The sequence below is a fragment of the Micromonospora sp. NPDC049359 genome, from assembly GCF_044466585.1.
In the GTDB taxonomy this organism is placed as follows: Bacteria; Actinomycetota; Actinomycetes; order Mycobacteriales; family Micromonosporaceae; genus Micromonospora.
On the sequence record NZ_JBITMW010000001.1, the window covers coordinates 213,691 to 238,588 of the forward strand.

28 protein-coding genes are annotated in these 24,898 nt (G+C 71.7%); 17 read left to right on the forward strand and 11 right to left on the reverse strand.

Annotation, left to right across the window (positions count from 1 at the left end):
• Nucleotides 1–158 precede the first annotated feature (158 nt).
• The 3 genes from trxA (at nucleotide 159) to ACIBTX_RS01050 (ending at nucleotide 2,044) form a co-directional block, all read left to right on the forward strand.
• Entirely contained in the window at nucleotides 159–521 is a 363-nt protein-coding gene (trxA, locus tag ACIBTX_RS01040; protein WP_074316526.1) for a thioredoxin, read from the forward strand.
• Nucleotides 522–674: 153 nt separating this feature from the next.
• Complete coding sequence (locus ACIBTX_RS01045; RefSeq protein WP_357124450.1) at nucleotides 675–1,115, forward strand: hypothetical protein; 441 nt, start codon at nucleotides 675–677, stop codon at nucleotides 1,113–1,115.
• Nucleotides 1,112–2,044 carry an HTTM domain-containing protein gene (locus ACIBTX_RS01050; RefSeq protein WP_357124447.1) on the forward strand — a complete coding sequence of 311 codons (933 nt, stop codon included), beginning with the start codon at nucleotides 1,112–1,114 and terminating at the stop codon, nucleotides 2,042–2,044. The genes ACIBTX_RS01045 and ACIBTX_RS01050 overlap by 4 nt, the downstream gene beginning before the upstream one ends.
• Here ACIBTX_RS01050 and ACIBTX_RS01055 read toward each other — a convergent pair.
• A complete protein-coding gene (locus ACIBTX_RS01055) occupies nucleotides 2,008–2,427 on the reverse strand; it encodes a DUF393 domain-containing protein (protein ID WP_357124444.1) in 420 nt (139 codons plus the stop codon). The two genes, ACIBTX_RS01050 and ACIBTX_RS01055, sit on opposite strands and share 37 nt — an antisense overlap.
• 91 nt (nucleotides 2,428–2,518) lie before the next feature.
• Here ACIBTX_RS01055 and ACIBTX_RS01060 point away from each other — a divergent pair, with 91 nt between their 5' ends.
• The 4 genes from ACIBTX_RS01060 to ACIBTX_RS01075 all read left to right on the forward strand — a co-directional run bounded on the left by ACIBTX_RS01060 (nucleotide 2,519) and on the right by ACIBTX_RS01075 (nucleotide 6,921).
• Nucleotides 2,519–4,585 (forward strand): intein-containing Rv2578c family radical SAM protein, encoded by a 2,067-nt coding sequence (locus ACIBTX_RS01060; RefSeq protein ID WP_396831809.1) that lies wholly within the window; start codon nucleotides 2,519–2,521, stop codon nucleotides 4,583–4,585.
• A gap of 196 nt (nucleotides 4,586–4,781) precedes the next feature.
• Nucleotides 4,782–5,372 carry a sigma-70 family RNA polymerase sigma factor gene (locus ACIBTX_RS01065; RefSeq protein ID WP_357171865.1) on the forward strand — a complete coding sequence of 197 codons (591 nt, stop codon included), beginning with the start codon at nucleotides 4,782–4,784 and terminating at the stop codon, nucleotides 5,370–5,372.
• Nucleotides 5,369–6,334 carry a DUF2092 domain-containing protein gene (locus ACIBTX_RS01070; RefSeq protein ID WP_396831811.1) on the forward strand — a complete coding sequence of 322 codons (966 nt, stop codon included), beginning with the start codon at nucleotides 5,369–5,371 and terminating at the stop codon, nucleotides 6,332–6,334. The genes ACIBTX_RS01065 and ACIBTX_RS01070 overlap by 4 nt, the downstream gene beginning before the upstream one ends.
• Before the next feature lie 179 nt (nucleotides 6,335–6,513).
• Nucleotides 6,514–6,921: a CoA-binding protein gene (locus ACIBTX_RS01075; protein WP_357124433.1), complete on the forward strand. Its 408-nt coding sequence runs from the start codon at nucleotides 6,514–6,516 to the stop codon at nucleotides 6,919–6,921.
• Nucleotides 6,922–7,024: 103 nt separating this feature from the next.
• Here the strand turns inward: ACIBTX_RS01075 and ACIBTX_RS01080 are convergent, their stop codons facing one another.
• Nucleotides 7,025–8,221, reverse strand: coding sequence for an acyl-CoA dehydrogenase family protein (locus ACIBTX_RS01080; RefSeq protein WP_357124430.1), 1,197 nt, complete (start codon nucleotides 8,219–8,221; stop codon nucleotides 7,025–7,027).
• Nucleotides 8,222–8,397: 176 nt separating this feature from the next.
• Here ACIBTX_RS01080 and ACIBTX_RS01085 point away from each other — a divergent pair, with 176 nt between their 5' ends.
• Nucleotides 8,398–8,934, forward strand: a complete 537-nt coding sequence (locus tag ACIBTX_RS01085; protein ID WP_396831814.1) for a DUF4190 domain-containing protein — start codon at nucleotides 8,398–8,400, stop codon at nucleotides 8,932–8,934.
• Here ACIBTX_RS01085 and ACIBTX_RS01090 read toward each other — a convergent pair whose 3' ends face one another.
• Nucleotides 8,935–9,840, reverse strand: a complete 906-nt coding sequence (locus ACIBTX_RS01090) for an SDR family NAD(P)-dependent oxidoreductase (protein ID WP_396831816.1) — start codon at nucleotides 9,838–9,840, stop codon at nucleotides 8,935–8,937.
• A gap of 117 nt (nucleotides 9,841–9,957) precedes the next feature.
• Between ACIBTX_RS01090 and ACIBTX_RS01095 the strand changes: the two genes are divergently transcribed.
• A complete protein-coding gene (locus tag ACIBTX_RS01095) occupies nucleotides 9,958–10,500 on the forward strand; it encodes a DUF4190 domain-containing protein (RefSeq protein ID WP_357394139.1) in 543 nt (180 codons plus the stop codon).
• 77 nt (nucleotides 10,501–10,577) lie between these two features.
• Here the strand turns inward: ACIBTX_RS01095 and ACIBTX_RS01100 are convergent, their stop codons facing one another.
• Nucleotides 10,578–11,534, reverse strand: a complete 957-nt coding sequence (locus ACIBTX_RS01100) for a CoA ester lyase (protein ID WP_357394141.1) — start codon at nucleotides 11,532–11,534, stop codon at nucleotides 10,578–10,580.
• A gap of 125 nt (nucleotides 11,535–11,659) precedes the next feature.
• Between ACIBTX_RS01100 and ACIBTX_RS01105 the strand changes: the two genes are divergently transcribed.
• Nucleotides 11,660–12,484: an SDR family NAD(P)-dependent oxidoreductase gene (locus ACIBTX_RS01105; protein WP_357124688.1), complete on the forward strand. Its 825-nt coding sequence runs from the start codon at nucleotides 11,660–11,662 to the stop codon at nucleotides 12,482–12,484.
• A gap of 10 nt (nucleotides 12,485–12,494) precedes the next feature.
• Nucleotides 12,495–12,770: a hypothetical protein gene (locus tag ACIBTX_RS01110; RefSeq protein WP_357124416.1), complete on the forward strand. Its 276-nt coding sequence runs from the start codon at nucleotides 12,495–12,497 to the stop codon at nucleotides 12,768–12,770.
• 8 nt (nucleotides 12,771–12,778) lie between these two features.
• Here the strand turns inward: ACIBTX_RS01110 and ACIBTX_RS01115 are convergent, their stop codons facing one another.
• Nucleotides 12,779–13,738, reverse strand: coding sequence for a DMT family transporter (locus ACIBTX_RS01115; protein WP_357171867.1), 960 nt, complete (start codon nucleotides 13,736–13,738; stop codon nucleotides 12,779–12,781).
• 94 nt (nucleotides 13,739–13,832) lie between these two features.
• On the opposite strand from ACIBTX_RS01115, the gene ACIBTX_RS01120 reads away from it, so the two are divergent.
• On the forward strand, nucleotides 13,833–14,546 hold the full coding sequence (locus ACIBTX_RS01120) for an HAD family hydrolase (RefSeq protein ID WP_396831817.1): 714 nt from the start codon (nucleotides 13,833–13,835) through the stop codon (nucleotides 14,544–14,546).
• Nucleotides 14,547–14,551: 5 nt separating this feature from the next.
• On the opposite strand, the gene ACIBTX_RS01125 is transcribed toward ACIBTX_RS01120, so the two are convergent.
• A complete protein-coding gene (locus ACIBTX_RS01125; protein WP_357171869.1) occupies nucleotides 14,552–15,082 on the reverse strand; it encodes a hypothetical protein in 531 nt (176 codons plus the stop codon).
• A 12-nt stretch (nucleotides 15,083–15,094) separates the two neighbouring features.
• On the reverse strand, nucleotides 15,095–15,970 hold the full coding sequence (locus tag ACIBTX_RS01130; RefSeq protein ID WP_357124405.1) for a PhzF family phenazine biosynthesis protein: 876 nt from the start codon (nucleotides 15,968–15,970) through the stop codon (nucleotides 15,095–15,097).
• 33 nt (nucleotides 15,971–16,003) lie between these two features.
• On the opposite strand from ACIBTX_RS01130, the gene ACIBTX_RS01135 reads away from it, so the two are divergent.
• The 3 genes from ACIBTX_RS01135 to ACIBTX_RS01145 all read left to right on the forward strand — a co-directional run bounded on the left by ACIBTX_RS01135 (nucleotide 16,004) and on the right by ACIBTX_RS01145 (nucleotide 19,116).
• The gene (locus ACIBTX_RS01135) at nucleotides 16,004–17,290 is read left to right on the forward strand and encodes a magnesium transporter MgtE N-terminal domain-containing protein (RefSeq protein ID WP_396831818.1); all 1,287 of its coding nucleotides are present in this window, start codon (nucleotides 16,004–16,006) and stop codon (nucleotides 17,288–17,290) included.
• A complete protein-coding gene (locus ACIBTX_RS01140; protein ID WP_357124398.1) occupies nucleotides 17,283–17,891 on the forward strand; it encodes a DUF1003 domain-containing protein in 609 nt (202 codons plus the stop codon). The genes ACIBTX_RS01135 and ACIBTX_RS01140 overlap by 8 nt, the downstream gene beginning before the upstream one ends.
• Nucleotides 17,892–17,967: 76 nt before the next feature.
• Nucleotides 17,968–19,116 carry a P-loop NTPase gene (locus ACIBTX_RS01145; protein ID WP_357124395.1) on the forward strand — a complete coding sequence of 383 codons (1,149 nt, stop codon included), beginning with the start codon at nucleotides 17,968–17,970 and terminating at the stop codon, nucleotides 19,114–19,116.
• 199 nt (nucleotides 19,117–19,315) lie between these two features.
• Here the strand turns inward: ACIBTX_RS01145 and ACIBTX_RS01150 are convergent, their stop codons facing one another.
• Both ACIBTX_RS01150 and ACIBTX_RS01155 read right to left on the reverse strand, forming a co-directional pair.
• Nucleotides 19,316–19,738 carry a preprotein translocase subunit TatB gene (locus ACIBTX_RS01150; protein ID WP_357124392.1) on the reverse strand — a complete coding sequence of 141 codons (423 nt, stop codon included), beginning with the start codon at nucleotides 19,736–19,738 and terminating at the stop codon, nucleotides 19,316–19,318.
• A gap of 76 nt (nucleotides 19,739–19,814) precedes the next feature.
• Nucleotides 19,815–21,221, reverse strand: a complete 1,407-nt coding sequence (locus ACIBTX_RS01155) for a trypsin-like peptidase domain-containing protein (RefSeq protein ID WP_396832120.1) — start codon at nucleotides 21,219–21,221, stop codon at nucleotides 19,815–19,817.
• A 284-nt stretch (nucleotides 21,222–21,505) separates the two neighbouring features.
• Here ACIBTX_RS01155 and ACIBTX_RS01160 point away from each other — a divergent pair, with 284 nt between their 5' ends.
• Complete coding sequence (locus ACIBTX_RS01160) at nucleotides 21,506–22,093, forward strand: O-methyltransferase (RefSeq protein ID WP_363660060.1); 588 nt, start codon at nucleotides 21,506–21,508, stop codon at nucleotides 22,091–22,093.
• Between the two features lie 3 nt (nucleotides 22,094–22,096).
• Here the strand turns inward: ACIBTX_RS01160 and ACIBTX_RS01165 are convergent, their stop codons facing one another.
• Together ACIBTX_RS01165 and ACIBTX_RS01170 are read right to left on the reverse strand one after the other, a co-directional pair.
• Nucleotides 22,097–23,572, reverse strand: coding sequence for a leucyl aminopeptidase family protein (locus tag ACIBTX_RS01165; RefSeq protein ID WP_396832121.1), 1,476 nt, complete (start codon nucleotides 23,570–23,572; stop codon nucleotides 22,097–22,099).
• A gap of 146 nt (nucleotides 23,573–23,718) precedes the next feature.
• Nucleotides 23,719–23,886: a DUF3117 domain-containing protein gene (locus ACIBTX_RS01170; RefSeq protein WP_007455245.1), complete on the reverse strand. Its 168-nt coding sequence runs from the start codon at nucleotides 23,884–23,886 to the stop codon at nucleotides 23,719–23,721.
• Between the two features lie 190 nt (nucleotides 23,887–24,076).
• On the opposite strand from ACIBTX_RS01170, the gene ACIBTX_RS01175 reads away from it, so the two are divergent.
• The gene (locus ACIBTX_RS01175) at nucleotides 24,077–24,895 is read left to right on the forward strand and encodes a PaaX family transcriptional regulator C-terminal domain-containing protein (protein ID WP_355049029.1); all 819 of its coding nucleotides are present in this window, start codon (nucleotides 24,077–24,079) and stop codon (nucleotides 24,893–24,895) included.
• The last annotated feature ends 3 nt before the right edge of the window (nucleotides 24,896–24,898 follow it).

Sequence of the window (24,898 nt, forward strand, 5' to 3'; positions counted from 1 at the left end):
CTTGCGTTCCGCAGGACGAGATGAACTGACACAGTTCGATGGTCTGCGCGGCACCCGAGCAGCCCCGGCCACGTTTCGTGCGCAGCCGCCCGGGAATTCGATACGGTCAGCCCTGGTTCTACGGGACGCAGACAACCCGCAGGTGATCGGAGAGTGCAATGGCAACCGTTGAGCTGACCTCGGCGAACTTCGACGAGGTGACCGGCAACGACGGCATCGTCCTGGTCGACTTCTGGGCCGACTGGTGTGGTCCGTGCAAGCGGTTCGCCCCGGTCTACGAGCGCTCCTCGGAGAAGCACCAGAACATCGTCTTCGGCAAGGTCGACACCGAGGCCCAGCAGGAGTTGGGCGCGAAGTTCGACATCCGGTCGATCCCGACGATCATGGCGATCCGCGACGGCGTCATCGTCTTCGCCCAGCCGGGCGCCCTTCCCGAGTCCGCCTTGGAGAACCTGATCGAGCAGGTCGAGGCGCTGGACATGGACGACGTCCGCAAGCAGCTGGCCGAGCACAAGCACTGAGCCGTCCGCGCGACGGCACGCGAAGGCCGGGCCCGGTTCGGGTCCGGCCTTCGTCATATCCCGAAAGCCGCCCATGATCACCGACCTGGCCAGGCGGAACTGACCGTCGGTGGGACGCGAGACGGTCGGTACATCCCGTATCGTCACGACCCGATGGAGACCCTGACCACCCGCGGGCGCGTGACCCGGCTGGGCGCGACCGCCCTCGGTCTCGTCCTGCTGCTGCTCGGCACCTTCTGGGGCAGCGACGACGACTTCCCCTTCGGCCCGTTCCGGATGTACGCCACCTCGAACCCGCCGAACGCCCCCGCCCCGGACACCCGGGTGGAGGGCGTGAACAGCGCCGGAGCGGTGGTCGACCTCGACCAGGACGCGACCGGCATCCGCCGCGCCGAGATCGAGGGCCAGCAGGACCGGTACGCGGCCGACCCCGCGCTGCTCACCGAGGTCGCCGACGCGTACGCCGAACGTCATCCGGACGCCCCCGCGCTGGTCGAGGTCCGCATCGTCATCCGTTGGCACGGCATCCGCGCCGGCCGGCCCACGGGGCGGCACACCGACGAGACGATCGTCAGCTGGCAGGTCTCCCGATGACCGGCTGGCTGACGGAGGCGGTGCCCCGTGGACGGATCGCCGCGTTCCGGACCCTGATCTACCTCTTCGTCGCCGCCGACCTGGTGGTCTTCACCCCCTGGGTACGCACCAGAGCCAGCGTGCCCGGTGAGCTGTACCAGCCGCTGTTGATCGGCCGCCTGCTCCCGCTGCCGACCCCGACGCCGACGGTCGTGGCGCTGATCTTCTGGGGGCTCCTGCTCGCCGCCCTGCTCGCCGCGACCGGCCGGGCACCCCGGCTGCTCGGCTGGACGGTCTGCGCGCTGTACCTCGAGTGGATGATCATCGCGATGAGCTACGGGAAGGTCGACCACGACCGGTTCGGCCTGCTCGTCGCGCTGGCCGTGCTGCCCACCGCCGGCCGGGCCCGCCATGGCGACACCACCCGCACGGAGGCCGGCGGCTGGGCCCTGCGCGTCACCCAGATAGCGGTCATCTGCACGTACTTCCTGGCCGCCTGGGCCAAGCTGCGCTTCGGCGGTCTGGACTGGCTGACCGGCTCGGTACTGGCGAGGGCCATCATCCGACGCGGCACCGACCTGGCCGACCTCATCGCCCAGGTGCCGTACCTGCTGATCGTCGCGCAGTTCGGCATCGTGGCCTTCGAGCTGCTCAGCCCCGTGGTGTTCCTGTTACCGGCCCGCTGGCGAGTGGCCATGGTCGGCTTCTTCTACTCGTTCCACGTGGTGACCATCGCGACCATCACGATCTCGTTCGCGCCACACCTGGCCGCGATGACCAGCTTCCTGCCCCTGGAACGGGTACGACCGCTGGTGTGGGCACGCCGAGTCGCGGGGCGGGGCCCGGTGGACGTCGACACGACGTCGGCGCCGCCCGATCAGGCTCCGCCCGACGATCGGGCCCGGCTCGGCGATCAGGCTCCGGCGGTCGGGCGCCCGGTCGGGCCGTAGAGCCGCTCCCTGGCCTCCTGCGGCAGGGAACACGCCGCCGTACCGCCCGGGAGGCGGTGCCTGTTTCGGGCCACCCAGCGGTAAACCGGCCAGGCCACCGCGCGCACCGGCGGGAACCGCAGACCCGCGCCGGCCACCCGCCAGAGCGGGCCACTGGCGGCGAGCAGCTTCGCGATGGCGTCCGGGCCGGCTGCGCGGGTGGCGTCCGCGCCGACCCACTGCACGGCCTCCTCGCACTCGGCCACGGTGAGGCCGAGGGCGTCCAGGTCGGCGAACTGCCAGGGCACCACCCGCGCGCCCGTGGGGATCCGGCGTTCGATGAACTCCGCACAGGTCGTGCAGAACGCGCAGTCACCGTCGTAGACGAAGGTCGACCTCTCCATGGGTCCATCCTCCCCCGTTGGAGCGACGATCGCTCACGGGTGTCCGGCGGGTCACTTGCGCGGACCTCGTACACGTGTTCGAATAGTGCCCATGCGCTGGGACAACCTCACCGCTCCCCCGGTCGAGGGAGACCCCGAGAGGGCAGCGCCAGCGACGCCACCCCTGCCGCTGGCGCTGCCCGGCGCCGTCGTCCGTACCTTCGACACCCCCGAGTTCGCCGGGATGACGTTCCACGAGGTGCAGGCCAAATCGATCCTCAACCGGGTGCCCGGCGAGTCCCGCGTCCCCTTCGAGTGGACCATCAACCCGTACCGGGGATGCAGTCATGCTTGTGTCTACTGCCTGGCCGGTGACACTCCGATCCTGATGGCGGACGGTCGCACGAAGCTGATCAGTGAGCTCGAGCCCGGCGACCGCATCTACGGGACCGAGCGACGCGGTGCCTACCGCCGATACGTCGTCACCACCGTTCTTGACAAGTGGTCCACCGTGAAACCCGCATACCGGGTCACCCTGACTGACGGCACCACGCTCATCGCCAGCGGAGACCACCGGTTCCTCTCCGATCGTGGCTGGAAGTACGTCACCGGGGCTATGCAGGGCACCGGCCAGCGCCCCTACCTGACCACCAACAATCGCCTCATCGGCACAGGCCGTTTCGCATCCGGGCCGAAGGAGTCACCTGACTACCGCCGGGGCTACCTCTGCGGGATGGTCCGGGGCGACGCTCACCTCGCCACCTACTCGTACCCACAGGGGGTCGTGCATCGGTTCCGTCTGGCGCTGATCGACGACGAGGCGTTGAGTCGGAGCGAGCGCTACCTCGCCCAGGAGGGCATCGAGACACAACGCTTCTCGTTCGCACCGGCCAGCGCCACCCGGCAAGCCCTGTCGGCGATCCGCACCTCGAAACAGCGGGACATCGAAACGATCACCGGTCTGATCCAGTGGCCGGCCGCCCCCACCGACGAATGGCGCCTCGGCTTCCTGGCCGGCATCTTCGACGCCGAGGGCAGCTGCAGTAGAGGCGCCCTGCGCATCAGCAACAGCGACGACACGATCCTCGACCAGACGACGGCGGCGCTGCGCCAGTTCGGCTTCGCCTGCGTGCTTGAGGACCCCGGCAGACCCAACCGGGTGCGGCAGATCAGATTGACCGGAGGTCTTCCCGCTCGGCTCCGGTTCTTCCACCTCACGGACCCGGCCATCACCAGGAAGCGCTCGATCGAGGGCGCCGTGCTGAAGTGCAGGGCCGACCTCAGGGTGGTCGACATTCAAGCGCTCGGGCTGGAGCTGCCGCTCTGGGACATCACCACCGGCACCGGCGATTTCATCGCCAATGGGGTGGTGAGCCACAACTGTTTTGCGAGAAACACCCACACCTACCTCGATCTCGACGCTGGTACGGACTTCGACCGGCAGGTGATCGTCAAGGTCAACGCCGGTGAGCTGGTGCGACGCGAGCTGGCCGCGCCGAAGTGGCGGGGCGCGCACGTCGCGATGGGCACCAACGTCGACTGCTACCAGCGTGCCGAGGGTCGTTACCGGCTGATGCCGCAGATCATCGCGGCCCTGCGGGACTTCGCCAACCCGTTCTCCATCCTCACCAAGGGCACCCTGATCCTGCGTGACCTGCCCCTGCTGCGTCAGGCGGCCGAGGTGACCACGGTCGGCATCTCCTTCTCGGTGGGCTTCGTCGATGACCAGCTCTGGCGTGGCGTCGAGCCCGGCACGCCGCACCCGAGTCGCCGGCTCGAGGCGGTCCGCCGGCTCACCGACGCCGGCTTCTCCGTCGGGGTGCTGATGGCGCCGATCCTGCCCGGCCTCAGCGACGGCGAGGAGTCGATCGACGCCACGGTCTCGGCGATCGCCGCCGCCGGAGCGACGAGTGTGACCCCGCTGGCGCTGCACCTGCGCCCTGGCGCCCGCGAGTGGTATGCCCAGTGGCTCGCCCGGGAGCACCCGCACCTCGTCGGCCGTTACCGAGAGCTGTACCGCGCGGGCGCGTACGCCCCGCAGGCGTACCAGCGGGAGCTGACCGCCCGGGTGCGGATCGCCTCCCGTCGCCACGGGCTGCTCCGGGGCGAGGTGGGCGACAACCGCCGCCTGCCCGAGCCGCCGCCCGCTCTCGCCGTCGAGCAACTGACCCTGCTCTGACCTTCCGCGCCGGGTGGAAAGCCCCCGGAACTGCGGCGATACCCTCCCCCGTGCGCCCTGGCACGTGGCGCTGACGTCCTGCCGGCAGGACGCGGGGACGCTCGCGACGGTGTGGGACCGCGAAGACGGAACCTGGCGGCGGTGCCAGACAAGAACAGGGCATGAACGCACCGTCGAACCAGGGGGCCATCGGGACATGACTGTGACCGAGCGCTCCGACTCGCTGTTGGTAACGGGAGCGCCTGAACTGTTCGGGGAGCTGTTCGAGCGGTACGGCGGTTGGCTGTACAACTTCAGCTCCCGCCGGGTCGGGCGGCAGCTCGCCGAGGATCTGGTCGCCGAGACGTTCCTGATCGCGTTCTCGCGACGGGACCGCTACGACACCTCGATGCCCAATGCACGTCCGTGGCTGTTCGGCATCCTGAGCAACCTGCTCCGGAACTACCACCGCGCCGAGGTGCGGTGGCTGCGGGCACTGGAGAAGTCGGGCAGAGATCCACTCAGTGGTTCCGGCCAGCACAACTTCGCCGATCGGGCCGACGAACGGCTCGACGCCGAGGCCGCTACCCGGGCACTGGCCGGCGCTCTCGCCGCGATGCCACACGACCAACGTGACCTGCTCCTGCTGCACATCTGGGCCGGCCTGGACTATCCGGAGCTGGCCTCCGCGCTCGGCCTGGCACCGGGCACCGTCCGCTCCCGCCTTCACCGGGCCAAGGCACGCCTGCGCCTCGCGATGCCCGCCCACTACGCACCGTCCGCCGCTGCGAATGAGGAAAACGGATGAACGACAACGTGGAATCTGACAACGCGGGCGTCGAGCTGCTCGTCGCCTTTCGCGAGGACCTGACCGGCCCTGGAACGGACGCGACCGACCGGATGCGGCACGCGATCCTCAACGGGACCGCGTACCGACGACCGGCCGCGAAGCGCTGGTACCTGCGCCGTCCGGCGATCGCGGCCGCCACCGCCTTCGCTCTGGCCGGACTCGCCACCGGCGGTGTCGTGCTGGGCACGGCCAACCGGACCGGGCAGGTAGGCGGCATCGCCAGCTCGACGGACGGGTCCGGGTCCCACCCGTCGCAGCTGGGCGATGTCACCTACGTCAGCAGCCAGACCCAGGCCGCGCTGGGCAAGGCGGACGACTACGTCGTGAAGGTGCACGACACCTATCGGGGTGGCTGGATCGACTCCTGGGAGGACCGGCAGACCGGACGCCGGCGGGTCGACATCTTCGGGGGCGACGGCAGACCGGACTCCACGCTGGTGACGGTCGTCGCCGACGGGAAATACCGTGGCACCCAGATCAGCCATCTCGAGCGGACGTACTTCGAGTTCGTCGACTCACCGGACAAGGCAACCGGCACGGTCTTCGTGCCGAACGACGCGGCGAGCATCCGGACCTGGCTCGCCCGGGGCAAATTGGAGATCGTGGGGCAGGAGAAGGTGGACGGGCGCGACACCGTGCACCTGCGGTTGACGGCGGGGACGGCGGCCTACACCGCAGAACTGTGGGTGGACTCGACCTCGTTCCTGCCGTACAAGACGGTCGCCGACAAGAGCGGAAAGGTGACCGACAGGGCTGAGGTCAGCACCTTCGAATGGCTACCTCGCACGGATGCGAACCTGAGCCACTTCGACCTGACGCCGCCCGCCGGCTATGCGAAGGCCGGGAGCAAGGCCACCAAGGGCGGCCCGTTCACCCTTCCCGAGCCCTCCGACCAGGCCCCCAGCCCGACGACCGACTGACCGCCGTGGGTTGCCGCGCCCTGGGTTCCGGGGAACGGCAGCCCACGTCGTAACCGGTCTGCTTCGCTTCGCGCGAAGCGCCGGCCGGGCCCGACTGGCCGCTGGGGGCGGCCAGTCGGGCCTTTCGGCGCAGGTGTTCCTCGCCCGCGTGCGGCGGGCGGCGGAGCTACAGTCGGCGGGTGCGTACCGCTCAGCAGATCCTCGCCGACTCCGCCGTGATCGCCGTCGTGGGCGCGTCCCGCGACCCGATGAAGGCCGCGCACAGCGTGCCGTTGCAGATGCAGCGGTACGGCTGGCGCATCATCCCGGTCAACCCGAGCGTCGACGAACTCTTCGGCGAGCGGGCGTACGCGTCGCTGGCGGACATCCCGCACCCGGTCGACCTGGTGGACGTGTTCCGGCCGGCCGCGGACGCCGTGCAGGTGGTGCGGGACGCGGCGGCGATCGGCGCGCCGGCGGTCTGGCTGCAACTGGGCATCGTGTCGGCCGAGGCGCGCGAGATTGCCGAGGAGGCCGGCATGGACTACGTCGAGGACCGCTGCCTCATCGTCGAACGCGCCGCCGGAAACCTGACCCGCCTCCGCTGACCCGCGTTTCCCCCGCGATCTTGCAGTTTCGGTTGGCGTTCTGCCCCGTTATGCACGCCATGTCGCCGCAGTAACTGCAAGATCGCGGGATTCAGGGTGGGGGTTAGAGCTTGTATTCCTTCAGCAGGCCTCGGCTGATGATGGTCTTCTGGATCTCCGAGGTGCCCTCGCCGATCAGCAGGAACGGGGCCTCGCGCATCAGCCGCTCGATCTCGTACTCCTTGGAGTAGCCGTAGCCGCCGTGGATGCGGAACGCCTCCTGGACGACCTCCGCGCAGTACTCCGAGGCGAGCAGCTTGGCCATTCCGGCCTCGACGTCGTTGCGCTGTCCGGCGTCCTTGAGTCGGGCGGCGTTGACCATGAGGGCGTGCGCGGCCTCGATCTTCGTGCCCATCTCGGCGAGCTTGAAGGCGATGGCCTGGTGCTTGGCGAGTGGCTGGCCGAACGTCTTGCGCTGCTGGGCGTAGCCGACGGCCAGCTCGAAGGCGCGGATGGAGATGCCGCAGGCGCGGGCGGCGACGTTGACCCGGCCGACCTCGATGCCGTCCATCATCTGGTAGAAGCCGCGGCCCACCTGGTCGGCCCCGCCGAGGATCGCGGAGTCGGGCACGGTCACGCCGTCGAGCACCATCTCGGTGGTCTCGACGCCCTTGTAGCCCATCTTCTCGATCCGGCCGGGGATGGTGAGGCCGGGCGCGGTCTCGCCGAAGCCCGGCTCCTTCTCCAGCAGGAAGGTGCTCATGTTGCCGTACACCGAGTCGGCGCCGGTGTCGGTCTTGACCAGGGTGGCGACCACCGAGGAGTACGCGCCGTTGGTCAGCCACATCTTCTGCCCGTTGAGGACATAGGTGTCGCCCTCCCGGACGGCCCTGGACTTGATCGCCGAGACGTCGGAGCCGGTCTCCGGCTCGGACATCGAGAACGCTCCGCGCACCTCGCCGGTGGCCATCTTCGGCAGCAGGCGGGCCTTCTGCTCGGCGGAGCCGTGCTGGGAGATCAGGTACGCCACGATGAAGTGGGTGTTGACGATGCCGGAGATCGACATCCAGCCCCGGGAGAGCTGCTCCACCACGAGGGCGTACGTGAGCAGCGACTCGCCGAGCCCGCCGTACTCCTCGTCGATGGTGAGACCGAACAACCCCATCTCGCGCATCCCGTCGAGGATGTCGGTGGGGTACTCGTCGGCATGTTCGAGCCGCTGGGCGTGCGGGATGATCTCCTTGTCGGCGAACTCCCGGACGGTCTCCAGGATCGACTGCTGCACGTCGGTGAGGCCGGGCGTCTGGGCGAGTCGAGCCATCTCGGCCTCCGGGGATCAGCGCACTACTCGTGGGTAACTGAACGCTCGGTAAGTATCGGTCGCCCGGCCCGCCAGGCCAAGGTGACCAGTCCACACAACCGCTGTGAAAAGGTTCACCGCTACGGGTACCGTCCGGCAAGAAGGACTTTTCCGGCACCGACAGGAGGAGGACAGCCGTGAGCTACCCGCCGCCGTCGGGCCCGCCGGGAGACGAGCCGCCGCCGTCACCCTACGAGCCACCCCGGGACCAGTCGCCGTACGCGCCACCGCCGGCCGGCCAGTCGCCGTACGCGCCACCGCCGGACCAGTCGTCCTCCGGACCGCCGGAGCGCTCGCCGTACGGGCCACCCGCCGACGAGCCGTCGCCGTACGAGCGGCAGGGGCCGCACCAGCCGGCGCACTGGGGTCAGCAGCCGCCGTACCCGCCGCAGGGCCCCTACGGCCAGTACGGCCCACCTCCCGGCGGCCCCGGTCGGGGCACCAACGTGCTGGCGATCCTGTCGCTGGTGTTCGCCTTCGTGTTCCCCCCGGCCGGCGCCGTCCTCGGTCACCTGGCCAAGCGGCAGATCCGCACCACCGGCGAGGAGGGCGACCAGCTCGCGACCTGGGGCCTGATCCTTGGGTACGTGTTCACCGCGCTGACCCTGCTGGCCTGCTGCGGCTGGCTGGCGCTGGTCATCCTCGGTAACAACGGCGACAGCCGCGGCTACTGATCAGCGGAACCGGGCCTCCCGGACGCTGTTGCCACCGTCCACCACGAGCATCTGACCGGTGATGTACGACGCGGCCGGCGAGCAGAGGAAGCTGATCGCCGCGGCGACCTCGTCCGGGGTGCCCGGTCGTCCGACCGGGGTGCCCAGACCCTGCTTGATCTCGGCCATCGTGGAGGCCGCCGTGTAGATGGTGCCCGGCGCGACCGCGTTCACGGTCACCCCGTCGGCGATCATCTCCATGGCCAGCGCGCGGGTCAGACCGACGACACCGGCCTTGGCGGCGGCGTACGCGGCTTCGGTGGGCAGGGCGTTGACCGGGCCGGCGGTGGCCGCCAGGTTGACGATCCGCCCCCAGCCCCGCTCGGCCATCCCGCCGATGAAGGCCCGGCTGCACAGGAACGCGGTGGACAGGTTGCGGTCGATCTCGCCGCGCCACTCGTCGTAGGTCAGCTGCGCGACCGGCCGCAGCACTCCCTGACTGGTCCGGCTCGCCAGGCCGGCGTTGTTGACCAGAACCTCGACGTCGCCCAACTGCTCGGCCACCGCGTCGGCCAGCGCGCCCACCTCGGACTCGTCGGTCAGGTCCGCGACGAACCCGGTCACGCCCAGTTCACCGGCCCGCTCGTGGATGCGCCGAGTGGTCGACACGATGGCGACCCGCGCCCCCAGGTCGGCGAGGCGCCGCGCGGTGGCGTACCCGATGCCGTCCGGACTGCCCGCCCCCGTCACCAGGGCGACCCGGCCGTCGAGCCGCATGGTCACCGGATCGGGCAGCGCGACCGGCTCGTCGGCGCCGGTCGCGCCGGTCGACGTGGCCGCCCGACCGCGCCGCGCCACACCCGGACGGCTCACGTCCCGTCGCGGTCGGCTGCCGGACCGGTCCGCGGCACGCGCGTCAGTTGACATGCCAGGGATCCTGCCCGTTACGACCGGCCCGAGCAACGCGGCACCCGGGAGCGGGGGCGTCGGGTTTGGTCACTGCTGGCTACTCTGGCGGCGCAGCCGAGCCGACGGAGATCACGCATGACCAATCCCCCGCCCCCCGGCGACTGGAACGACCCCACCTGGTCGGCTCAGCCGTCGAGCACACCGCCGGACCCGACCCTGGTGGCCGGTCAGCCGGTGCCCGCCCAGCCCGGTCCCGTCGACCCGTACGTGCCGGTCGACCCGTACGCGGGCGCGCAGCAGGCACCCGGTCAGCCCATGCCCGGTTACGCCCCGCCCGGATACCCCGCACCCGGGTACGCGCCGGCGGGCTACCCGCCGCAGTACCCCGGTTACGGCTACCCGGCCCCGCGCAAGACCAACGGTCTGGCCATCGCGTCACTGGTGCTGGCCCTGGTCGGTCTCACGTCCTGCGGCATCACCGCGCCGATCGGGGCGATCCTCGGTCACGTGGCGCAGAAGCAGATTCGGGCCAGCGGCGAGGACGGCGAGGGGTTGGCGAAGGCCGGCATCATCGTCGGCTGGATCGTCACCGCGCTGATGGTGCTGGGCATCGCCGCGTACGTCGCCGTGATCATCTTCGCGGTCACGACGGGCGCGAGCAGCGACAGCGGTTACTGAGGCGGGCGCGCGGGTGGGCGTACCGCCGAATGCGGGACCGGGTCGACGGCCGGCGGCGGGCGACCCGGCCCGGCCACTCACTGCGCCGGCGGGGTGAACGACGAGGTACGGCTCATGCCGGCGGCGCGGCCCTTGGCGGCGATCACCAGCGCCATCTTGCGGGACGCCTCGTCGATCATCTCGTCGCCCAGCATCACCGCGCCCAGCCTGCCGCCGGCCTCCGAGGTGTAGTGCTCGTACGCGTCGAGAATCAGCTCGGCGTGGTCGTAGTCGGCCTGCGCCGGCTGGTAGACCTCGTTCGCGGCGTCGATCTGGCCCGGGTGCAGCACCCACTTGCCGTCGAAGCCCAGCGCCGCCGAACGCTTCGCCACCTCGCGGAACGCGTCGACGTCCCGGATCTGCAGGAACGGGCCGTCGATGGCCTGCTTGTCGTGCATCCGGGCGGCCATCAGGATGCGCATCAGGATGTAGTGGTACGGGTCGCCCGGATAGTCCGGGATCAGCCCACCGACCACCAGCGACCTCATGTTGATCGAGGCCATGAAGTCGGCCGGGCCGAAGATGATGGTCTCGACCCGGGGCGAGGCGGCCGCGATGGCGTCCACGTTGACCAGACCGGCCGCGTTCTCGATCTGCGCCTCGATGCCGATCCGGCCGACCTCGAGGCCGAGCGTCTTCTCGATCTGGGTGAGCGTCAGGTCCAGCCACCGCACCTGACCGGCGTCCTGCACCTTCGGCAGCATGATGCAGTCGAGGTTCGCGCCGGCGCCCTCGACCACCTCGATGACGTCCCGGTACGTCCACGGGGTGGTCAGGTCGTTGACCCGTACCACCCGGGTCTTGCCGGCCCAGTCGCCGTCGTTGAGGGCGGCCACGATGTTCTTGCGCGCCTCCGGCTTGGCCAGCGGCGCAACCGCGTCCTCCAGGTCGAGGAAGACCTGGTCGGCGGGGAGCCCTTGCGCCTTGCCGAGCATCTTGACGCTGGAACCCGGTACGGCCAGGCACGACCGGCGGGGACGACCGACTGCGGCCATGGATGTGCTCCTTCCAGCGACCGGCGGGCACGCCGACGCCACCTGAATCCGAGGAAAACTTAACGATCCCAAAGGGCGTGGTGACGCCACGGTAACCTCGCGCCATGACCGCGGTGAATGGACCTGTGGAAGATCTCACTGGGCGTCGGCTGGTGGTGGTGACGGGTGCCAGCTCCGGCATCGGGTTGGCCGCCGCGGTGGCCTTCGCCTGCCGCGGCGACCAGGTGGTGCTCGTCGGGCGGGACCCGGCCCGACTACAGGCCGCGGCGGAGCGCGTACGGGAGACAGCCGGCGAGCGCCCGGAGCTGTTCCGGGCCGACTTCGCGGTCCTCGACGACGTACGCGGACTGGCCGAGCGGCTGCGCGACGCGTACGACCGGATCGATGTGCTGGCCAACAACGCCGGGGCCATCGCGCTTCAACCGCTCACCACCGTCGACGGCTTCGAGCTGTCGATCCAGGCCAACCACCTGGCCCCGTTCCTGCTCACGAACCTGCTGGCCGACCGGGTGGGCCGGACGGTGGTGACCGCCTCGGGGGCACACCGCTTCGGCGCGCTCGATCCGGACGACCTCAACAGGCCGCTGCGCGCCTACCACCCGATGGGCGCGTACGGCACCAGCAAGCAGGCGAACATCCTGTTCGCCGCCGAGGCGTCCCGGCGCTGGCCGGGCATCTCCGCGTACAGCTTCCATCCGGGAGTGGTGCGGACCCGGTTCGCCAACGACAGTCGGCTGGTCGCCTTCGGCATGCGGTTCATGCCGTTCCGCAGCCCGGAGAAGGGGGCCGAGACGCTCCTCTGGCTCGCGAACCAGGATCCGGCCCGGCTCGCCGGCGGCGGCTACTACTACAACCGCCGGCCGCGTCGGCCGTACCGCAAGGCGGCGGACCCACAGCTCGCGTCCCGGCTCTGGGAAGCCAGCGCCACGGCCGTCGGCATCGATGGGTAGCGTGGCCGCCATGCTGACGCTTGTCGCGATCGTCGAGTACGCCACCGGGGCCGAGACCGCCGGGCAACGCTACGAGGACACCGTGTTGGCCCTGCTCGACCGGCACGACGGCCGGCTGGAACGGCGGCTGCGCGGCACCGACGGACGGAGCGAGGTGCACGTGATCACGTTCGCGGCCCGCACCGGATACGAGTCGTTCCTCGTCGACCCGGAGCGTGCCGCGCTGCGCGCCGACCTCGGCGACGCCGCCCCGACCACGCGCGTCATCGAGGCGTACGACGTCTGAAGCGATCGTCAGCTCTCCAGCGGGGCGGCGTCGGCGGGCAGCGGGGTGAGCGGCGTGGCACGGCGGGCGGCCCGGGCGCCGCCCAGCACCACCACCGCCACGCCGACGAGCAGCAACGCCATGCCCAGCAGCGCGTACGGGCGGGGAACCTGGTGCAGCCAGGCCCAACCGAGCAGGGCCGCACCGGGGGCCTCCAGCAGGATCAGCACGCTCACCGTGGTCGCCGAGATCTTGTGCAGGGCGTAGTTGAACATCGAGTGCCCGAGCAGTTGGGCGCCCGCCACCAGGGCCAGGATCGCCAGCCAGGTACGCCCGTCGAAGCCGACCGTACGGACCCCGCCCAGCAGGCAGATCACCAGCAGGACCGCCGAGCAGATGCCGTAGCAGATGGTCGTGTAGGTGGTGGTGCTGATGCTGGCACGGGCTCGTTCACCGAAGGCGGTGTAGACGGCTGCGAACATGCCACCGGTCACCGCCAACAGATCGCCGGCGACGGCTCGGCCGGAGATGCCCACGTCCGCGCCGGTGGCGATCACCGCGCCGCCCACCGCCACCGCGATGCCGACCCACACCACCGTGGGCAGCCGCCGCCCCTGGGCGCGGGCGATCAGCCCCTGCCAGACCGGCTGGGTGGCACCCAGCGCGGTGGCCGCGGCGACCGAGGTGAGCTGGGCGCTCGGCACCCAGGTCGCGAAGTGCCCGGCGAGCGCGACCCCGGAGAGGACGCAGAACAGTCCCTCGCGCCGGCCGGTCCGCCCCGCCAACGCGCGGAACTCGGCGCGGCGGCGCGCCAGGGCGAACGGGCTCAGCACGGCCACCGCGAGCAGGTTGCGCCAGAAGGCGATGGCCAGCGCCGGAGCGGCGGCGTACGCGATCAACGGCGCGGACGTTGACACGGCAACGACGGCCAGGGCGACCGCGGCGGTGGTCAGCGGGTCCAGGGGTGGTCGAGGGGACACGGGAAGCAATCTTCACACGACCACGGACAGCACGGAACGTCAGCACTCAGTTACGATCACGCGCGTTCGCGCCGACGACCCTCGACCGCAAAGGCGCTCCCCCATGGCCGGCTACCAGGCGGTGCTGTTCGACTTCTTCGGCACGCTGACCCGTTCGGTGCAGCGCGGCGCCGCGCACCTCGGCACCGCCGAACTGCTCGGCTGTCCCAGCGAGACGTTGAGCGAGGTGCTGAACCGCACCTACTACGAGCGCGCCACCGGCCGGCTCGGCGACGCGCAGACGACCATGCGGTGGGTCTGCGCCCAGGCGGGCGTACATCCGAGTGACGGTGCCCTGCGGGCGGCGGTGGTGTCCCGGCTTCGCGCGATCCGCGCGGACACCCGGCTGCGCGCCGACGCGGTGCCCGTGCTGGCGGCGCTGCGCGAGCGCGGCGTCCGCACCGGCCTGATCAGCGACTGTACGCACGAACTGCCGGCCTTCCTGCCGCACCTCCCCGTGGCGCCCCTGCTCGACGTACGGGTCTTCTCCGTGCAGGTCGGACGCTGCAAGCCGGATGCCGCGCTCTACCTGACCGCCTGCCGTCGACTCGGGCTCAGGCCGGACGACTGCCTGTACGTGGGTGACGGCGGCAGCCACGAGTTGACCGGCGCCGAACAGGCCGGCATGACCGCGGTCCGGCTGGCCGCGCCCGATCTGGCCGAACACATGGTCTTCAACGCCGACCGTCAGTGGCGCGGCACCACGCTCGGCACCCTGCGTGAGGTGCTCGACCTCGTGGACGCCAAGGTCACTGCCGCCGCTGTCGCGGCGAGTTGACCCGATCAGCGGCGACGGACCCGGTGCAGGCGGAACGGCTTGCGGGTGGCGCGGACCGCCGGGGTCTCCCGGGGCGGCTCGGTCTGCGCGTCGGACGGCAGGTCCGTGCCGGCCAGGGGCGTGCCGGCCGGAGCGAGGCGGTTCAGGGCGCAACCGTCGGCGACCCAGCGGGCCACCAGGTCGGCGGTCGGACCGGGCGCGTTCAGGCGCTTGCCCGCCACCAGCGGCGCGGCGGTGTCCCACGCCTCGGTGCCCGGTGCCAGCCGGGTCACCCGGGCCGGCCAGGTGACGATCCGCCCCCCGTGGTCACCGCGCAGGGTGACCTGCGCCTCGGTCGCGTCGGCGAGGCCCGGCGCGGCCTGCTCGCCCGGCCCGCTCACCACCAGGAGCGCGCCCTCCAGCGGGGCGCACCAGAGCGCGAGCGCCGGCCCACCGGACACGCTGACCCAGGCCATGGCGGCCTTCTTCATCGCCTCGTCCACCAGCGGCGTGCCACCGGCGGCGTCCTCGTCCGTCACACCCGCATCCTCCCGCATCGACGCCGTCGCTCAGCCCACGAACGGCGGCACGGCGATCTCGCCCCGGGCCACCGGCATCACCTGGCCGGCGACGGTCGCGCCGACCGCCACGCCGTTCGCCGCGGTCACCGTGCAGCCCAGCGCGGACGGGCGGCCCATCTCCACGCCCTGGCGCACCGAATAGTGCGACAGCCCGTCCGCCGGCAGTAGCCCGCTGGCCACCAGCCAGACGCCCAACCCGAGGGCCGCCGAACCGGTCGCCGGGTCCTCCGGGACGCCGATCCCCGGCACGAAGACCCGAGCGTGCGCGGTTTGCGTGGCGACGTCCCAGGAGAAGACGCTGACGTGCGCCACCCCCAACCGTTCCGCCGCCGCCGGGTTCACCCGCGCCCGGGCCACCGCGTCCGGGTGGACCGGCAGGTAGGGGAACTCCAGCCCGCAGCCGGCCACCCGGGGAGCGGGCCCGGCCGGGTCGTGGTCGTCCGCGCCCAGACCGGCGATCTCCAGCAGCGGCTCCGGGTCCAACTCGGGGCCGAGGGTGGGAACGCCTCCGGTGAGCGTCGCCCCGGACGACGTCACCTCGATCGGCAGCACGCCGGCCCCGCACTCCTGGGTGATCTGCCCCACACCGAACATCCCCCGCCGGCTCGCGGTGACCGCCGCGCCGACGCTCGGGTGCCCGGCGAACGGCAACTCCTCGACCGGCGTGAAGATGCGGGCCCGGTAGGTGGCGCCGACCTGCGTCGGTGGCAGCACGAACACCGTCTCGGAGAGGTTGAACTCCAGCGCGAGCGCCTGCATCTGCTCGGTGGCCAGCGCCTCCGCGCCGAACACCACGGCCAGCGGATTGCCGGCGAACGGGCGGTCGGTGAAGACGTCCACGATCTCGTAGGCCAAGGTCGACATGTTGATAAACACTAGGCGCTTAGGCTGGTGCCCGTGAGTACGCCGACCCGGGTCTACATCGCCCGCCTCGCCGGAGTCGCCGTCTTCGATCCGAACGGCGACCAGGTGGGCCGGGTCCGTGACGCCGTGGGACGGCTCCGGGCGACCACGCGTCCCCCCGAGGTGGTGGGTCTGGTCGCCGAGATGCCCATGCGTCGGCGCATCTTCCTCTCCATCAACCGCATCACGTCGATCGACGCGGACGCGGTGGTGCTCGGCTCCGGCACGCTCAACCTGCGACGCTTCGAGAAGCGCCCGAACGAGCTGCTGGTGCTCCAGGAGCTGCTCGACCGGCGCGTACAGCTCGACCCGGGCGGCCAGCCCGGCGCGGTGGTGGACGTCGCCATGGAGTGCACCAGGGGTGGCGAGTGGTCGCTGACCCGGGTCGCGGTCCGCGAGCAGACCGGCCGGCTCAGCCGCCGCGGCCACCTGCACCAGGTCGAGTGGGACCGGGTGCGCGGCCTCAGCGGCATCGCCGACAACCGGGGTACGGCGAACCTGCTCGCCGTCCTGGAGGACATGCGCCCCGCCGACCTCGCCAACGCCCTGCAGGACCTGCCGGACGCCCGACGCAACGAGGTGGCCGCCGCGTTGAACGACGAGCGGCTGGCCGACGTGCTCAGCGAGCTACCGGAGCACGACCAGGTGGAGATCCTCGCCGCGCTGGACCGGGAACGGGCCGCCGACGTGCTGGAGGAGATGGACCCGGACGACGCCGCCGACCTGCTCAACGAGCTGCCCCCACCGGAGCAGGACGTCCTGCTGGACCTCATGGAGCCGGACGAGGCGGACCCGGTACGCCAGCTCTTGAAGTACACGCCGGGCACGGCGGGCAGCGTGATGACCTCGGAGCCGGTCATCCTGCCGCCGGACGCCACCGTCGCCGAGGCGCTGGCGCGGATCCGTGAGCCGCAGCTCTCCCCCGCGGTCGCCGCGCAGGTCTTCGTGACCCGGGCCCCGCAGAACACGCCGACCGGTCGCTACCTGGGCATGGTGCACTTCCAGGCGTTGCTGCGCGAACCGCCGGCCGACCTGTTGGGCAAGGTGGTGGTCAACGACATCGACCCGTTGCGTCCCACCACCCCACTGCCGGAGATCACCCGCCGCATGGCCACCTACGACCTGGTCGCCATGCCGGTGATCGACCGGAACAGCCGGCTGGTCGGGGCCGTCACGGTCGACGACGTCCTGGACCACTCGCTGCCCCGGGACTGGCGTGACCGGGACGCCGTGAGCGCCCCGGGCACCCCCGACGCGGTACCGGACGGCGACGGTGGCTGAGCAGCGGCGCACGGAGCGGCTCGACCAGCCCCGCGAGCCCCGGGGCATCACCCTGCCCCGGTTCGACGCGGAGGCGTTCGGCCGCTGGTCGGAGGGGATCGCGCGGGGCATGGGCACCGCGAACTTCATCGTCGTCATGACGGTGGTGATCGCGATCTGGTTCGGCTGGAACACCCTCGCCCCGGCCGGGTTGCGCTTCGACCCGTACACCTTCACGTTCCTCACGCTGGTGCTGTCGTTGCAGGCCAGCTACGCCGCGCCACTGATCCTGCTGGCCCAGAACCGGCAGGCCGACCGGGACCGGCTGGCCCTGGAGGAGGACCGGCGGCGGGCCACGGCGCAGAAGGCGGACACCGAGTACCTGGCCCGGGAGATCGCCGCACTGCGGATCGCGCTCGGCGAGGTGGCCACCCGGGACTTCCTCCGCTCCGAGCTGACCCGGCTGGCCGAGGAGCTGGACGAGGCGGGGCAGCGCCGGCAACGCCTGGAGCGCCGGCAGCAGGAGAAGGGCAGCCAGCGGTCGACCGACCTTCCCGGGCTGGACGAGCCGCGCGACGAGTTGGACGGCGACTACGCCCGCGACGCCCGGCCCGAGCGCTGACGACGGCTCATCGTTTGGCTCACACCACCTTCGGCCAGCGGCCGGTCGGGATGCCCCGCGACGTAGCATTGCGGGCATGTCAGCACCCGTGAGCACCGTCGAGGACGCGATCCTGGCCGCCCTGGCCACCGTCAACGACCCGGAGATCCGCCGGCCCATCACCGAGCTGGGCATGGTCCGCTCCGCCACGATCGGCGCGGACGGCGTCGTCCGGGTCGAGCTGCTGCTCACCGTCGCCGGCTGCCCGCTCAAGGACAAGCTGCGCACCGACATCACCGCCGCGGTGGCGGCGGTGCCGGGCGTGGCCGGCGTGGAGATCGACTTTGGCGTGATGAGCCCTGAGCAGCGGCAGTCGCTACAGGCGCAGTTGCGCGGCGGCGGTGCGAGCGAGGAGCCGGTCATCCCGTTCGCCCAGCCCGGCTCGCGCACCCGCGTGTACGCGGTGGCCAGCGGCAAGGGCGGTGTCGGCAAGTCCAGCGTGACGGTCAACCTGGCGGCGGCGCTCGCCGCCCGGGGGCTCTCCGTGGGCGTGGTGGACGCCGACATCTACGGTCACTCGGTGCCCCGCATGCTCGGCGCGGACGGCCGGCCCACCCGCGTCGAAGACATGATCATGCCGCCGCAGTCGCACGGTGTGAAGGTGATCTCGATCGGCATGTTCACCTCGGGCAACGCGGCCGTGGTGTGGCGCGGCCCGATGCTGCACCGGGCGTTGCAGCAGTTCCTCGCCGACGTCTACTGGGGCGACCTGGACGTGCTCCTGCTCGACCTGCCGCCGGGCACCGGCGACGTGGCCATCTCGCTGGCCCAGCTCCTGCCCAACTCGGAGATCCTGATCGTCACCACCCCGCAGACCGCCGCCGCCGAGGTGGCGGAGCGGGCCGGGGCGATCGCCCTGCAGACCCACCAGCGGGTCGTCGGCGTGATCGAGAACATGTCCTGGCTGGAGCTGCCGGACGGATCCCGCATGGAGATCTTCGGGGCCGGTGGCGGCACGGCGGTCGCCGAGTCGCTGAGCCGGACGATCGGCGCCCAGGTGCCGCTGCTGGGCCAGATCCCGCTGGACACCCGGGTCCGCGAGGCCGGCGACGCCGGTAACCCGATCGTGCTGGCCGCGCCGGAGTCCCCGGCCGCGCAGGCGCTCGGCGGCGTCGCCGACCGGCTCGCGCTGCGCCGTGAGTCGCTGCTCGGCAAGCCGCTCGGCCTCAAGCCCGCCGGGCGCTGACCGGTTCTGCCGCGCGCCGGGCGCTGAGCGGGTTACGCCGCGCCAGCGCTCGGCCTCCGGCGGCGCGCCATGATCAACTCGGGTTTCGGGAAGTCGGGCTGTCCCGCGCCGGTTGATCGGCCGCTTTCCTTGAGACCGAGTCGATCAAGGCCGGCGCTTCTGCCCGCCGCGACGGGACCCGCACCGGCGGGCACCGGGCTCAGGTGGCGTCGTCGTAGCTGACCCGGGGCGCCGGCGTCGAGGGCGTACCGGTGGTGGTGCCGGGTCGCGTGCCGTTCGAGCGCAGGTCCGCGGCGTTGGCCACGTCCTTCAGCTCGTTGTGCACACCGTCGACGTCCGCGCGCAGGTTGTCGTAGACGCCCTGTAGCGGCTTGCGGATCGCCGCCTCGTCCTCCTCGCTGAGGAGGTGCTTGCGGATGAAGGCCTTCGGGTGCAGGTCTTCGAGCTGGATGTCGGTGCCCAGCTCACGACTGAGGTCGCCGGTGGCGTTGCGGGCCATGTTCCGCAGGTTACGGACCAGCCGTAGGCCGTCGTTGATCACGGCAGGCAACCGGTCACCGAAGATCAACAGCGCCAGAAGCAGCAGCGCCCCGACTTCCCACATGTTCAGGTTCTCGAACATCCCGTGGGCCTCCTCTCGGCGTCAGCAGCAAGACTACGCACGTCGGGCGGCTTTCCGGCAGGGGGTGACCCGCTGTTCACTTGGCATCCGCGGCGAGGGTCACCGACGTGTTCCGTCGTGCGGTTCCCCGCCGGAACTCGACGGTCACCACCGACCCCGGCGCGAACTTGCGGACCAGGGCGATCAGGTCGGTCGGCTCGGTCATCGGCCGGCCGTCGAGCTTCAGGATCACGTCGCCGACCTTGAGCCCGGCCCCGGCCGCCGGCCCGGAGGGCTCCACGGCGGCCAGTCGTACGCCGCCGCCCGCACCCGCGCCCGGGCCGCCGACCTGGGCGCCGATGACCGTACGCCGGGCCTTGCCGGTGCCGATGATCTCCTGGGTGACCCGCTTGGCCTGGTTGATCGGGATGGCGAAGGCGAGACCGATGTTGCCGGCCTCCTGCCCCTCGGCCACCAGCGACTTGATGGTGGAGTTGACGCCCACCACCCGGCCGGCGCCGTCGACGAGCGGGCCCCCCGAGTTGCCGTGGTTGACGGCGGCGTCGGTCTGGATCGCCGCGTAGTAGCGCACCGGGCCGCCCGGCTCACCGGCCTGCATCGTCCGGTCCAGGGCGCTCACGATGCCGGCGGTGACCGTGTTGGCCAGCGACAGGGGTGAGCCCACGGCGAGGACCGGGTCACCGACGGCCAGCGCGTCGGAATCCCCGAACTCCACCGGCCGCAGACCCGTCCGGTTCACCTTGATCACCGCGATGTCGGACTCCGGGTCCTGGCCGACCACGGTCGCCGCAGCGGAACTGCCGTCGTTGAAGACCACCGAGGCCTTGCCGCTGCTGCCGGCCACCACGTGGTCGTTGGTGATCACGTGCCCGTCGGCGCTGGCGATGAACCCCGAGCCCTCGCTGGTCCCGCCGAGGCTGCTGACCCGGATGGTGACCACGCTGGGCAGCACACGTTCGGCGACCCCGGCCAGCGACTCCGGCTTGCGCTGGGCCAACGCCGGTGGATCCGCGGCCGCCGCACCGAGCACCGTGCCGGCCGCGCCGCCACGCACCGCGAACGCGTAGCCCAGCGCGCCGCCGAGGGTGCCGGCCAGCAGAGCGGTGATCACCGGGATGAGCAGCAGGTGTCGCAGCGTCGGTCGGCCGGGCGCGTCCGGGTCGGTGACCGGCTCCGGCTCGGTGCCGGAAGGCACCACCGAAGGCACCACGACCGCGGTGGGGGCCGCCGGGTCACGCCACGGATCGCCGAGCGCGTCGGACCACCACGGCGACGCGCCAGCGGTGGGGGGCGGCGGATTCGGGTACGACACGGTCGGGGCCCCGGCCGTGGTTGCGGTGTCGGCGGCCGAGGGCGCGGTGCCGCTCCCCGGCGTGGCCGGCGGCCCCTCCGGCGGGGCTCCTGCCCCCGGCGGGCGCGCCGGAGCCGGAGTCTCACCGTCCCGGCGCCATTCCCAGCCGTCGGTCACGTCGGTGCCTCCCAGTCCGTCCCCCGGATCCCGTGCGGCCTCGCCCGGCCACGGTTCGGCGCGGTCGAGACTGACGGAATACCGCTTCCAGGATTGCACGGATGCGCGCGGTGGAGTCAGCGGTTGCCTCCGGTGATCGCGGTGAGGACGGAGGCGCGGCTGCGCCTCGCGCCGGTCGCCTCTACGCTCACAGTGCCAACCCGCCCCCCGCACCACGCGCCGCCCGGAGGTGCCCCATCGCCACGGTCGCCGGTTCCGGCAGTTCGACGACCCAGGCTCAGCAGTTCGCCGAGTCGTACGTGACCGAGGATCTCGTGCTCCGCACCGCCCGCAGCCTGGCCCACGAGGTGGGTCTCGAAGCGGTCACACCCGGAGCGGGGGCGGCGTTGCGGCTGCTGGCCGCCGCGGGCAACGCCCGCGCGGTCGTGGAGATCGGCACCGGTACGGGCGTGAGCGGCGTCTGGCTGCTGCGCGGCATGCGTGCCGACGGTGTGCTCACCACCATCGACCTGGAGGTGGAGCACCAGCGGATGGCACGACGGATCTTCACCGAGGCGGGCTTCGCCACCGGCCGTACCCGCATCATCACCGGCCGCGCGTTGGACGTGCTGCCCCGACTGGCCGACGGCGCGTACGACCTCGTCTTCGTCGATGCCGAGGCCACCGGGTTCCACGCCTTCGTGGAGGCGGCGCTACGGCTACTGCGCCCGGGCGGGGTGCTCGCGCTCAACGGGATGCTGGCCGGCGGCCGGATCGCTGACCCGGCCGCCCGGGACGCGGGGACGGTGACGGTCCGCGAGACGATCAAGGCGTTGCGGGAGTCGGAGCACTGGATCCCCGCGCTGCTCCCGGTCGGCCACGGGGTGCTCGCCGCGGTGAAGTGCTGACCGTCAGTCGACGGCGGCCAGCCAGCGCAGCAGCGAGCGGACACCCCAGCCCGTCGCGCCCCGGCTCAACTCCGCGTGGTCGCCGTCCGCCCAGGACGGGGCGGACATGTCCAGGTGCAGCCAACGGTCCCGCAGGTCGCCGGTGAACTCGCGGAGGTAGAGCGCCGCCGTGACCGATCCGGCGCCCTGGGTGGGCGCGCTGTAGAGGTCGGCGATCTCGCTGCCCAGGTACTCGACGTAGTCGCCGTGCAGCGGCATCCGCCAGGCCGCCTCGCCAGCCGCCTCGATCGCGTTCAGCACGTCGGCGGCCAGGTCGTCGTTCTCGCTGTAGAGGGCGGCGGTCCGCTTGCCCAGCGCCACGGCGTTGGCGCCGGTGAGGGTGGCGAGGTCGACGAGCAGGTCGGGCTTGAGCTGCCGCACCGCGTAGGCGAGCGCGTCGGCGAGGACCAGTCGGCCCTCGGCGTCGGAGTTGGTCGTCTCGCTGGTCGTCCCGCCGTAGTGCCGGATGACGTCGCCCGGACGGAACGCCGAGCCGCTGACCATGTTCTCGGCGAGCGGGGCCAGGGTGGTGACGCGGACCGGCAGGCGCATCGCCGCCGCGCCGAGGGTGGCGGCGACGACCGCCGCCGCGCCGGCCATGTCCTTGCGCATCAGCTTCATGGCGGGCACCGGCTTGATCGAGATGCCGCCGGTGTCGAAGGTGATGCCCTTGCCGATCAGCACCACGTGGGTACGCGCGTTCGCGGGATGCCAGTCCATCTCCAGCAGACGCGGGCCGCTGGCCGAGCCGCCGCCCACGGCGAGGATCCCGCCGAAGCCCTCGGCGGCCAACTCGGCCGGACCACGGACCGTCAGGCGCAGGTCCGGCAGGTCGGCGGAGGCGGCGGCCGCCTGGTCGGCGAACCACTGCGGGGTCTTCACCGAGGAGGGCATGTTGGTCAGGTCGCGCGCGAGACGGGTCATCGCGGCGGTGGTCCGCGCGGTGGCGACCGTTTCCTCGTGGGCCGCCGGGTCGGTGACCAGCAGGTCGACGCCGTCGAGCGCGGGCGGCTGGTCGGCGTCGGTCAGCCGGAACCGGTACGAGGCGAGCAGCAACCCCTCGGTCAGCCCGCGCACGGCGGCCGCAGTCACCCCGGCCGGCAGAGCGATAGTGATATGCGTCTCATCTGACGCAGAGCGGGCCAGGGCCGCGCCGGCCGTCCGCCAGGAGGATTCCCCGCCGTCGCCGATACCGAGCAGCACCAGCTGACCGGGGTCGCGCCCGGGACGCAGCTGCGTGCTGATCTCGCCGGCCCGTCCGCTCAGTCGGGCGGCCGGCACCAGCGCGGCCGCCTCGTCGGCGGTGCCGTCCGGCGGCGTCACCGCGGTCGGCGCCGGCTCCGCCGAGACGTCACCTCCCGCCGCCGGCTCGGTGGGGCGTACGGGCAGGACGAGGACGTCGAGCCGTTCGGGCTCGGCGAGCGGACGGATGGCGAGCACGCGGAACCGCACCTCCAGGAAGTTTCACAAAGTGGATCGGGCCATGCCCGCGCACAGATATGAAGACCCTGAGCCACCGGCGCTCCCGGTGGCTCAGGGTCCAAGAAACGCTCCGACCGGCGTACGCCGTCCGGGTCGTCCCTCACTCAGCCGGCGGCTGCCTTCAACGCGTCACCGAGCGCGTTGGCCTCGTCGGGAGTCATCTCGACGACGAGCCGGCCACCGCCCTCCAGCGGGACACGCATGACGATGCCCCGACCCTCCTTGGTGACTTCCAGCGGACCGTCGCCCGTCCGCGGCTTCATCGCCGCCATGTTGTCTCCCCTCAGACCTACACCAGGGTCGGTGGGTTGCCCCACAGCCACTTCGTCACGACCACCCGCAACGCTCGCGGGGGTGTCGACAGACGATTTTCCCTGATGAACACCGCCGGACCCAAACCGGAGCAGCATTGATGTAACAGCATCTAGCTTATCTTGAGAAGGCCTGTCACAATGTGCGGTCATGCAGGCACGGTCGGCACTCTTCGACCTGTACGGCGACCATCTCCGACCGAGGGGTGGCCGCGCACCGGTCGCCGCCCTGGTCAAGCTACTGGCGCCGTTGGGAATCGCGCCGCCCGCCGTTCGCACCGCCGTCTCCCGGATGGTGCGTCAAGGCTGGCTCGACCCGCTCCGGCTGGCCTCCGGACCGGGATATTCGATCACACCAAAAGCCGCCCGACGACTCGACGAGGCGGCGGCCCGGATCTACCGGACCGGCCGGGTCACCTGGGACGGCCGGTTCGATCTGCTCGTCCTCGACGCGCCGGGCTCCCGGCGGGACCGGCAACGACTCGCCGCTACCCTCAGCTTTCTCGGCTACGGCACCCTCGACGAGCAGACCTGGGTCGCGACCCGCCCCGCCGAGGACGTCGACCTGCTGCTGGCCGAGGCCGGCATCCGGTTCGAACGGTTCACCGCATCGCACTTCTCCGGCACCCCGGGCGCGATGGGCGTCGTCCGTCGCGCGTGGGACCTGGCCGAGATCGGCCGCGCGTACGAGCGGTTCGTCGCCGACCAGCGCCCGCTCCTGAGCGCGGTCACCGTGCGCAGCAGCGACGAGGAGGCGTACGCGGTCCGGTTCCGGCTCGTGCACGCGTGGCGTACCTTCCTGTTCCGGGATCCGCAGCTGCCCCCGGCGCTGCTGCCCGAGCGCTGGCCCGGCACCGCCGCGGCCAGCTTCTTCGACCGGCACGCGGCCCGCCTGCGTCCAGCCGCCGACCGGTACGTCGAGCAGTGCCTCGACGCCGGCAACCGCATCGTTCGACAGAAGGGTCGTTAGACA

What these genes read in the sequence shown, in the direction of transcription:
- trxA (WP_074316526.1), top strand. Translation starts at nt 159, where the DNA reads ATGGCAACCGTTGAGCTGACCTCGGCGAACTTCGACGAGGTGACCGGC.
- ACIBTX_RS01045 (WP_357124450.1), top strand. Translation starts at nt 675, where the DNA reads ATGGAGACCCTGACCACCCGCGGGCGCGTGACCCGGCTGGGCGCGACC.
- ACIBTX_RS01050 (WP_357124447.1), top strand. Translation starts at nt 1,112, where the DNA reads ATGACCGGCTGGCTGACGGAGGCGGTGCCCCGTGGACGGATCGCCGCG.
- ACIBTX_RS01055 (WP_357124444.1), bottom strand. Translation starts at nt 2,427, where the DNA reads ATGGAGAGGTCGACCTTCGTCTACGACGGTGACTGCGCGTTCTGCACG.
- ACIBTX_RS01060 (WP_396831809.1), top strand. Translation starts at nt 2,519, where the DNA reads ATGCGCTGGGACAACCTCACCGCTCCCCCGGTCGAGGGAGACCCCGAG.
- ACIBTX_RS01065 (WP_357171865.1), top strand. Translation starts at nt 4,782, where the DNA reads ATGACTGTGACCGAGCGCTCCGACTCGCTGTTGGTAACGGGAGCGCCT.
- ACIBTX_RS01070 (WP_396831811.1), top strand. Translation starts at nt 5,369, where the DNA reads ATGAACGACAACGTGGAATCTGACAACGCGGGCGTCGAGCTGCTCGTC.
- ACIBTX_RS01080 (WP_357124430.1), bottom strand. Translation starts at nt 8,221, where the DNA reads ATGGCTCGACTCGCCCAGACGCCCGGCCTCACCGACGTGCAGCAGTCG.
- ACIBTX_RS01090 (WP_396831816.1), bottom strand. Translation starts at nt 9,840, where the DNA reads ATGTCAACTGACGCGCGTGCCGCGGACCGGTCCGGCAGCCGACCGCGA.
- ACIBTX_RS01095 (WP_357394139.1), top strand. Translation starts at nt 9,958, where the DNA reads ATGACCAATCCCCCGCCCCCCGGCGACTGGAACGACCCCACCTGGTCG.
- ACIBTX_RS01100 (WP_357394141.1), bottom strand. Translation starts at nt 11,534, where the DNA reads ATGGCCGCAGTCGGTCGTCCCCGCCGGTCGTGCCTGGCCGTACCGGGT.
- ACIBTX_RS01110 (WP_357124416.1), top strand. Translation starts at nt 12,495, where the DNA reads ATGCTGACGCTTGTCGCGATCGTCGAGTACGCCACCGGGGCCGAGACC.
- ACIBTX_RS01120 (WP_396831817.1), top strand. Translation starts at nt 13,833, where the DNA reads ATGGCCGGCTACCAGGCGGTGCTGTTCGACTTCTTCGGCACGCTGACC.
- ACIBTX_RS01125 (WP_357171869.1), bottom strand. Translation starts at nt 15,082, where the DNA reads ATGCGGGAGGATGCGGGTGTGACGGACGAGGACGCCGCCGGTGGCACG.
- ACIBTX_RS01130 (WP_357124405.1), bottom strand. Translation starts at nt 15,970, where the DNA reads ATGTCGACCTTGGCCTACGAGATCGTGGACGTCTTCACCGACCGCCCG.
- ACIBTX_RS01145 (WP_357124395.1), top strand. Translation starts at nt 17,968, where the DNA reads ATGTCAGCACCCGTGAGCACCGTCGAGGACGCGATCCTGGCCGCCCTG.
- ACIBTX_RS01150 (WP_357124392.1), bottom strand. Translation starts at nt 19,738, where the DNA reads ATGTTCGAGAACCTGAACATGTGGGAAGTCGGGGCGCTGCTGCTTCTG.
- ACIBTX_RS01170 (WP_007455245.1), bottom strand. Translation starts at nt 23,886, where the DNA reads ATGGCGGCGATGAAGCCGCGGACGGGCGACGGTCCGCTGGAAGTCACC.
- ACIBTX_RS01175 (WP_355049029.1), top strand. Translation starts at nt 24,077, where the DNA reads ATGCAGGCACGGTCGGCACTCTTCGACCTGTACGGCGACCATCTCCGA.